Origin of the sequence: Chloroflexus islandicus (assembly GCF_001650695.1) — a bacterium.
In the GTDB taxonomy this organism is placed as follows: Bacteria; Chloroflexota; Chloroflexia; order Chloroflexales; family Chloroflexaceae; genus Chloroflexus; species Chloroflexus islandicus.
The window spans coordinates 1-6914 of the sequence record NZ_LWQS01000102.1 but is presented as its reverse complement, the minus strand read 5'-3'; the positions used below and the strand labels follow the sequence as shown (position 1 = coordinate 6914).

The following is a 6914-nucleotide window of genomic DNA, read 5'->3' as shown; positions in this document are numbered from 1 at the left end:
GCAGAGGATGAACCATCCCCAACCCTCTTTGCGCTCTTTGCGTCCTTCGCGCCTTTGCGTTTGATCCCGCTGCGGCTGCGGGTTGGCCCCCACCCCGTGCCCTTCCCCCGCTGGGGGAGGGGTGGGCAGCACATCTGTCGAGAACCCGGCCCTAAAGGGCCGGGCTAGGATTACGAAGCCCGCTGCGCGGGCTGATGCCCCCACCTCTTGCCCCTGCCCCGCTGGGGGAGGGGTGTTGCCCTCACCCCCATCCCCTCTCCCACCGTCAGATGGGAGAGGGGGTTGAATAGCCACGAAAAGACACAAGAGGCGCAAAAAGGTGTTGGTTGTGTCGTTTGTGTGTCTTGGTGGCTATTCTCCATCTTTGAACGGTGTGGCGGGGGGGGGTGCGTCGGCGCCGGTAGCGCGGCTCGCAGCAGTGACGATCTGTTGCAGGTAGTGCTGCCAGTGTTGCTGGTTGGCGCGGGTGAGACGGCGAATAGCGGCAAGATCGCCGGCTTCGCCGGCTTCGACCGCGGCGGCGAGCGATTCTTGGAAGGCGCGGGCCAGATCGGCGACGGCGCGGCGCAGTTCGGCGTTCATAGCGCGCTGGCGCTCAAGCTGTTCGTACAGCCATTCATTGAGCCGCAATTGTTCTTCTAACTGTTCGCGCAAGCGCTGTTCCGCCGGCGTCATAGGCTACCTCAAGAATCGGTGCGCCCAACCTGATCGCAGGTCGGGCGCAAGGTGTCTGGCGGGGAGAGTGAGATTCGAACTCACGAGGGCTTATTAGGCCCTACCCGTTTTCGAGACGGGCACGTTCAACCACTCCGTCATCTCCCCGTGCCGCGTCGCTCACATATTATAGCGAGATGGGCGGATCTGTGCAAGTGGAAGCGCCGTTTGTATGATAGGATATCTCTATACAATGCGCTACGCTCGAAGAAAACTGCTGGATTGGGCACATGGCAACACCGAAGCGCCATTGGCTAGCTGCCACTCACGATCTCCCGCTTGCTGCTGCGCTGATCTGGTATGGTTCAGTCAGTTGTGTCGCGCTGATTCTCATTGGTGCGGTATGCCTCAATAGTGTCGCGTATGTGCGTAGTTTTGTGGATGATACCGCCTATCATATTCCGATGGCGGTGGAAATTGCCCGCCATGCTAATCCCTACTATGTTGATGTGAAGGCCACGTTTACCTCATTCTGGTTTCCGGCTGGCGCTGAGGCGCTGGTTGGCCTGTTTGTCGCCGTTACTCGCGATATTAATAGCACTAATCTGTCAGGCGCGCTGTTTTATATGTTGTTTTTGGTGGTGAGTTACCAGTTTGCCGGGATTTGGACGGCAGCTCGGCATATTCGGCTCTTATCGGTCGCCCTGTGTGGGGTCATTCCGGTGTTGTTTGCGCAGACGGTGGCCTTTTATGTTGACATTCATATCAACTTTTTAGTGTATCTGAGTTTGTACTTGCTTACACTGGCGTTGGTGCAACGGCAGGTTGATTTTGCTTGGTATGGGATTGGCGCGGCAATCCTGTCGGCCAGCGTGAAATATCATGGCCTGTTCTTTGGCGCGGTGTTGATGCTGGCGGCGATTGTTGCGATGGTCGCGATCCGGTCGTACAAACCCTCGTGGCGGTCGTTGCTGTTCGTGGTTGGCAGCGGCTTATTCACATCGGGATGGTATCTGCGCAACCTGTGGTTGAAAGGCAATCCGCTCTATCCGTTAGCTTTGCCGCAACCGCTGCCTTCGATCTTAACAAATCTTGGTTTGCCCTACCAAGGGATACCGTTTCCCAACTTATCACCGCAGGCTGTCTGGCCCCATCCGCTTATTCCCCAATCGCCTGTGGTGTACAATCTTATTCCGCACATCACGAATGATGCGTTTGGGTTGATGTTTCCGATTTCGCTGCTCATGCTTGGGATTGTGGTCTTGCGTTCTCACCGGATGCCGGCGCCGCAACGCCGGGCCTTTTGGTTTGTGGCGGCGGTTTCAGTCGCAATCGTTACGGTTTTACCGTTTCATCTCAGTGTGCCGCGGTATGTGCTGTTTTTGCCGGCAGTGGCGGCGTTGTGGCCGGCGATGCTGGCCGCGACGAATCCGAGTAGCTACCGGTTTGTTTGGTATAGCTACGCAGTGGTGATGATCGTCAGCATGATCTATATTGCAGCTAATATTGTTGGCATCGGCAACCATAGAACTATTACTCAAGAAGCGATTTCTATCTTACAGGAGCATCGCCGTTCTGATATTGTCTCGTTTGATATCGTTGAACAAGGAAATTTACGCATTGGTTATTTGAGCGGTCGTATGGCTTTTATTGCTACGTTGTACGATCGGCGCTTTACGAACCAGTTGATTCAACTGCATTATCAAGATTATTTGCTCGATCACGGCCCCGATTTCACAAATCCGGCTGATTTCGTGGCCTATGTGCGCTCACTTGATCTCGATTACATCGTTATCTTTGATCCCAAAGCGCCGGGTGCTGATATCTTACTCGAACATTTCTTTGATATGACCATTGTTGAGGATAGGTATAAATAGTGGTCTGTTATCTAAGCGGGCTAGGTCAGGTAAAGCATATAGCGCACTACACCCGCTTGATCACGACCATGGTCATATCATCGGCTTGGGGCGCCTCGCCGGCGAAGGCATTGACGGCGGCGAGCACGGCGGCTACGATCGCGGCGGGAGGTTGGTGATGGGTCGCGCGGAGGACAGCCGCGAGCCGGTCGTCGCCGAACAGTTCGCGTTCCGGGTTCATCGCCTCGGTGATGCCGTCGGTGTAGAACAGCAGCACGTCACCCGGTTCGAGCGTGAGTTCTCCCGGCGCAAAGTGCGGATCGGGGATGATGCCCAGCACGATCCCTTGGGCGGCGAGTGGGATGACTTGCCCGGTGGCGCGGCGGTAGAGCAGGGGATAGTTGTGGCCACCGTTGGCGAATGTGATCTGGCCGGTGGCCGGGTCGATCTGGGCGTAGAAGCAGGTCACGAACAGGCCGGCCCGTGAATCGGCGAGAATCAGCCGGTTGGCGCGTTGCAGCACTGCCACCGGCGGACGGCCATCGATGGCGCTGGCGCGGAGCAGGGTGCGCGAGAGGGCCATAAATAGGGCTGCCGGCACGCCTTTGTCGGTCACGTCGGCGATGACGACGCCGAGGCGGGGCGCGCTGGCGGGGGTTGCCGGCGGCAATTCAATAAAATCGTAGAAGTCGCCGCCAACTTGGCGGGCAGCGCGGTAGAAGGCTTCGATCTGTAAGCCGGGCACGAAGGGGCAACAGTCGGGCAAGAAACTGGCCTGTATCTCGCGGGCCAGATCGAGCTCGCGTTCGAGCCGTTGGCGGGCGAGCGCCTCTTGGTTGAGTCGCTCGCGGTCGATCATCTGGGCCACTTGGCTGGCGAGCAGGCCGAGCAGCTCGGCTTCGCTGTCAAGAAATGAGCGGGGGGTGATGGTGTTCACCAAGAGCAAGCCAAGCTGTGCCCCGCCGAGCTCAACCGGCACGGCAAGGTGGCCTTGAAAGTTCTGCCGGCGCAAGAGCGGCGGCAGGCGCATCAAAGCATCGGCGGGCAATTGCGCGCTGCGCTCTGGCAAGTACCACAGATGCGGGTGCTCTTCGTCGAGCGTCAGCGGCCATGGGCTGCCGGTGGGCAAAGCCCAGCCGTAACCGGCGCGCAGCACCGCTCTCCCGCCCTCTTCATCGGCCTCGACAAACGCGCAGGCATCGGCGTCGAGCAGGCGCGCGCCGACGCGCACTAACCGTTGCAAGGCCGGTTCGAGATCATCGCTGACCAACAGTTCTTGTGAGAGCGACAGCAAGGCGCGCCGTTCCTGCACCCGGCGCACGCTATACTCCTCGTAGAGGTGGGCGCGGGCGATCGCAGTGCCGAGCAGATCGCCAATGGCGGCCATCAGGTGTTGATCGGGCGTCTTGAGCCGCGCCCACTGGCTGGTGGCGAGATTGAGAATGCCCACCACGCGGGAGTTGTCGCGTAGGGCGATCGATACGTGATGCGAGAGGCCGCGCTTGTCGCCGACGGCGCTGCGGAGCCGGGAACATGCCATGAAGGCCGGTTCACCGAGTTGGCCCTCGCGGCAGGTTTCTTGACAGGCGCATTCGCCTTGCCATGCCAGACCGGGATAATTGAGCGCTGGGGGGAGGTGTTGGCGCGCGACGAGGGTAAACTGATCGCCTTCGTCGCGCAAATAGATCCAGCCGGCCTCGAGGCCGGTCAACGCCAGAATATGGCCAAGCGCCGCTTCCAGCGCCGTGCGCAGGTCAAGCGTTTGGTTGAGGGTTTGGGCGAATGAGCGCAACGCAGCCCATTCAGCGAGTTGGTGGCGCCGGTCGGAGGGTGGCATAGGACAACGAATGGGACAACGAATGGGACAACGAATAAACGAATGGGAGAACGAATAAACGAATGGGACAACGAATAAACGAATGGGACAACGAATAAACGAATGGGACAACGAATAAACGAATGGGACAACGAATAAACGAATGGGATGATGAATGATCGGGGGAGCCGCAGGGTTGTGCGGCTCCCTACATTGGATAACGAATAGTTGGTGGACAAACGACCTTTAGCGCTTTTTGCGGCTGATCGAGACGCCATCGCGCAGCGGGATGATCACCGACTCGAGCTGCGGGTGTTCCATGATGGCGCGGTTGAAACGCTGGATGCCGCGCACGAGCGGCGAGGCGTCTTCTTCGAGCACTTGCGCGCTGCACAGCACGTTGTCGGCGATGAGAACGCCGCCGGGGCTGAGCAGCGATACGCACAGCTCGAGCGCCTGCGTCGCCTGTTCGTCGTTGGAAGAGTTGCGCAGGACGTCGAGGAAGATCAGGTCGAATTCCTGATTGAGCGAGGGCAGGATCTCGCGCCAATCGCCGAAGTGGATCGTGATCAGATCGCGGTAGCCAGCAGCTTCGATCACCTCGTTGGCGAGCTTGACCCGCTCAGGATTGCGCTCGATTGCCGTCATTTTGCCGCCGGTTTGGCGGAGCGCCTTCATAATGAAGGTGGCGGCATAGCCGGTGGTGATGCCCACTTCCAGCGCGTTGCGGGCATTCATCATCAGCGCCTGTAGATAAAGAAACTGTCCCTGCACCGGCCCGACCAGCGACAAACCCTGCTGTTTGGCGCGCACTTCGAGGTTGGCTAATACCTCGTCGCGCGGTGGCATGAGATCGTGCAGATAGTCTTCGATTGCAATATTCGTGATGTCGTAGCGCATCACGCCCTCCTCACCCCGATGTTGGCGGTGGTGTGTGCGGCTGCCGCCCCAGTGGCGTCAGTTGCATACGCAAACACTTCATCTCAGACTAAATTGTATCACACCCTTGCCCATCTTGTGGTATGATCTAGCCTATCACATTATGCGCATAAGCTTGCAGCGGGAGGCAGCCGTGGCCGCGATTCGCATCCTGATTGCCGAGGATAATGATCTCGTATCGCTCACGCTCGAAGAGCAGTTGAAGGGGTTGGGCTACGAGGTGGTTGGCATTGCCCGTACCGGCGCCGAGGCGGTGATGCTGGCTGCCCGCCTGAAGCCTGATCTGGTGATCATGGATATTCGCATGCCGGAGATGGACGGTACCGAGGCGACGGCCCGCATCCGTGATCAGACCGGGATTCCGGTGGTGATGCTGACAGCGTTTTCCGATAAGGAGACGATCCGGCGCGCTGAGGCTGCCGGTGCGCTGGCCTATTTGGTGAAGCCGGTTAATGAGCAGGAGTTGCCGCCGGCGATTTCGATTGCGCTGGCCCGCCACCGCGAGTTGCAAAATCTGCGCAGCGAGAACCTTGAATTGCAAGAGGCGCTGGAGGCGCGCAAGTTGATTGAACGGGCCAAGGGGATTTTGATGCAGCGCCTCGGGCTGAGCGAGCGCGATGCGTATGAGCGCCTGCGCCAGCGTGCCCGCGATAAGCGTACCAAGATGAAGGATATTGCGCAGGCGATTATTGAGGCCGAAGAGTTGCTGGGCTCGTGACGCGGAAGGCGCAGAGGGAGCAAAGGCGCAGAGAGACTCAAACGCAAAGGCGCAGAGAACGCAAAGATCGCAGAGTATTCAAACGCAAAGGCGCAGAGAACGCAGAGGGCGCAGAGGATCTTGAGGGGGATCGACCAGCGCGCTTGTACCCAATCACCAAAAACCCTTCGCGACCTTTGCGATCTTAGCGCCTTTGCGTTAAGCGTCTTTGCGTGCTTTGCGGAGCCGGACAGCCGTCCGGCTCTACAAGCGTCTTTGCGTTACGAGTCTTTGCGTGCTTTGCGGCTTGGATTACCACGTATCACCCTATGCCAACCACCAATCCCTACGTCCTTGACCATCTCGAATGGCTCGGCTTCGTCCAACCCACCGGCGTGGTCGTCTCGGCCCCGGCGCTGGTCAGCGCCGGCGCGATTTTGCCCCGCGATGACCGCGAGGGCCAGCGCCTGCTGCTCTCCTGCCTCAGCGAGGACGCGGCGGGCCGCCCGTTCATCGCCGATTTCCGCCAGTTTGCCCGCACTGTGCTCGGCTGGAGCTTGTCGCCGCGCGGGTATGCCGGCGTGGACGGCGCGCCCATTCCGCCGGAGCTGACGGTGCCGCTGCCCGATTACGGCGAGACGCTCACCCCCGATCTGGCGGTGCGCGAGCGCGACCCCGCTCCCGGTGCATCGCCGTGGCAACTGCTCGTGCTGCTCGTGCCGCCTGACGTTGACTTCGACCGGCCGTGGCGCGGCGCGGGCCGGCTGGCGTGGTCGCCCCATAGCCGGCTCGAACGCCTGTTGCGCGAGACCGGCGTCCCCGCCGGCGTGCTCTGCAACGGCCACGTCATTCGCCTGCTCTCCGCCCCGCGCGGCGAAAGCTCCGGCTGGCTTGACTTCCGCGTCGCTGACATGCGCCTCACCGCCGGACGCCCGCTGGTGGCGGCGCTGCG

The 6914-nt window shown here is 60.0% G+C and carries 6 protein-coding genes and 1 tRNA gene; 3 read left to right on the top strand and 4 right to left on the bottom strand.

Features of this window, described 5'->3' with window-relative positions; translation table 11 throughout:
* Positions 1-351: 351 nt before the first annotated feature.
* Both A6A03_RS18115 and A6A03_RS18110 read right to left on the bottom strand, forming a co-directional pair.
* Positions 352-675, bottom strand: a complete 324-nt coding sequence (locus A6A03_RS18115) for a DUF2203 domain-containing protein (protein ID WP_066791084.1) — start codon at positions 673-675, stop codon at positions 352-354.
* 56 nt (positions 676-731) lie between these two features.
* Positions 732-822, bottom strand: a tRNA-Ser gene (locus A6A03_RS18110).
* 122 nt (positions 823-944) lie between these two features.
* On the opposite strand from A6A03_RS18110, the gene A6A03_RS18105 reads away from it, so the two are divergent.
* Complete coding sequence (locus A6A03_RS18105) at positions 945-2531, top strand: hypothetical protein (protein WP_066791082.1); 1587 nt, start codon at positions 945-947, stop codon at positions 2529-2531.
* Between the two features lie 46 nt (positions 2532-2577).
* Here the strand turns inward: A6A03_RS18105 and A6A03_RS18100 are convergent, their stop codons facing one another.
* Both A6A03_RS18100 and A6A03_RS18095 read right to left on the bottom strand, forming a co-directional pair.
* Positions 2578-4347 (bottom strand): GAF domain-containing SpoIIE family protein phosphatase, encoded by a 1770-nt coding sequence (locus A6A03_RS18100; protein ID WP_066791081.1) that lies wholly within the window; start codon positions 4345-4347, stop codon positions 2578-2580.
* Between the two features lie 225 nt (positions 4348-4572).
* The gene (locus tag A6A03_RS18095; RefSeq protein ID WP_066791079.1) at positions 4573-5226 is read right to left on the bottom strand and encodes an O-methyltransferase; all 654 of its coding nucleotides are present in this window, start codon (positions 5224-5226) and stop codon (positions 4573-4575) included.
* 172 nt (positions 5227-5398) lie between these two features.
* Here A6A03_RS18095 and A6A03_RS18090 point away from each other — a divergent pair, with 172 nt between their 5' ends.
* Together A6A03_RS18090 and A6A03_RS18085 are read left to right on the top strand one after the other, a co-directional pair.
* Positions 5399-5983, top strand: coding sequence for an ANTAR domain-containing response regulator (locus A6A03_RS18090; RefSeq protein ID WP_082909015.1), 585 nt, complete (start codon positions 5399-5401; stop codon positions 5981-5983).
* Positions 5984-6291: 308 nt separating this feature from the next.
* Positions 6292-6914 (top strand): hypothetical protein (locus A6A03_RS18085; protein WP_216636366.1); only part of this gene is annotated, 623 nt, incomplete at its 3' end.

Excerpts from the sequence above, each read along its gene's own strand:
- A6A03_RS18105 (WP_066791082.1), top strand. The coding sequence starts at position 945 with ATGGCAACACCGAAGCGCCATTGGCTAGCTGCCACTCACGATCTCCCG.
- A6A03_RS18095 (WP_066791079.1), bottom strand. The coding sequence starts at position 5,226 with ATGCGCTACGACATCACGAATATTGCAATCGAAGACTATCTGCACGAT.
- A6A03_RS18100 (WP_066791081.1), bottom strand. The coding sequence starts at position 4,347 with ATGCCACCCTCCGACCGGCGCCACCAACTCGCTGAATGGGCTGCGTTG.
- A6A03_RS18115 (WP_066791084.1), bottom strand. The coding sequence starts at position 675 with ATGACGCCGGCGGAACAGCGCTTGCGCGAACAGTTAGAAGAACAATTG.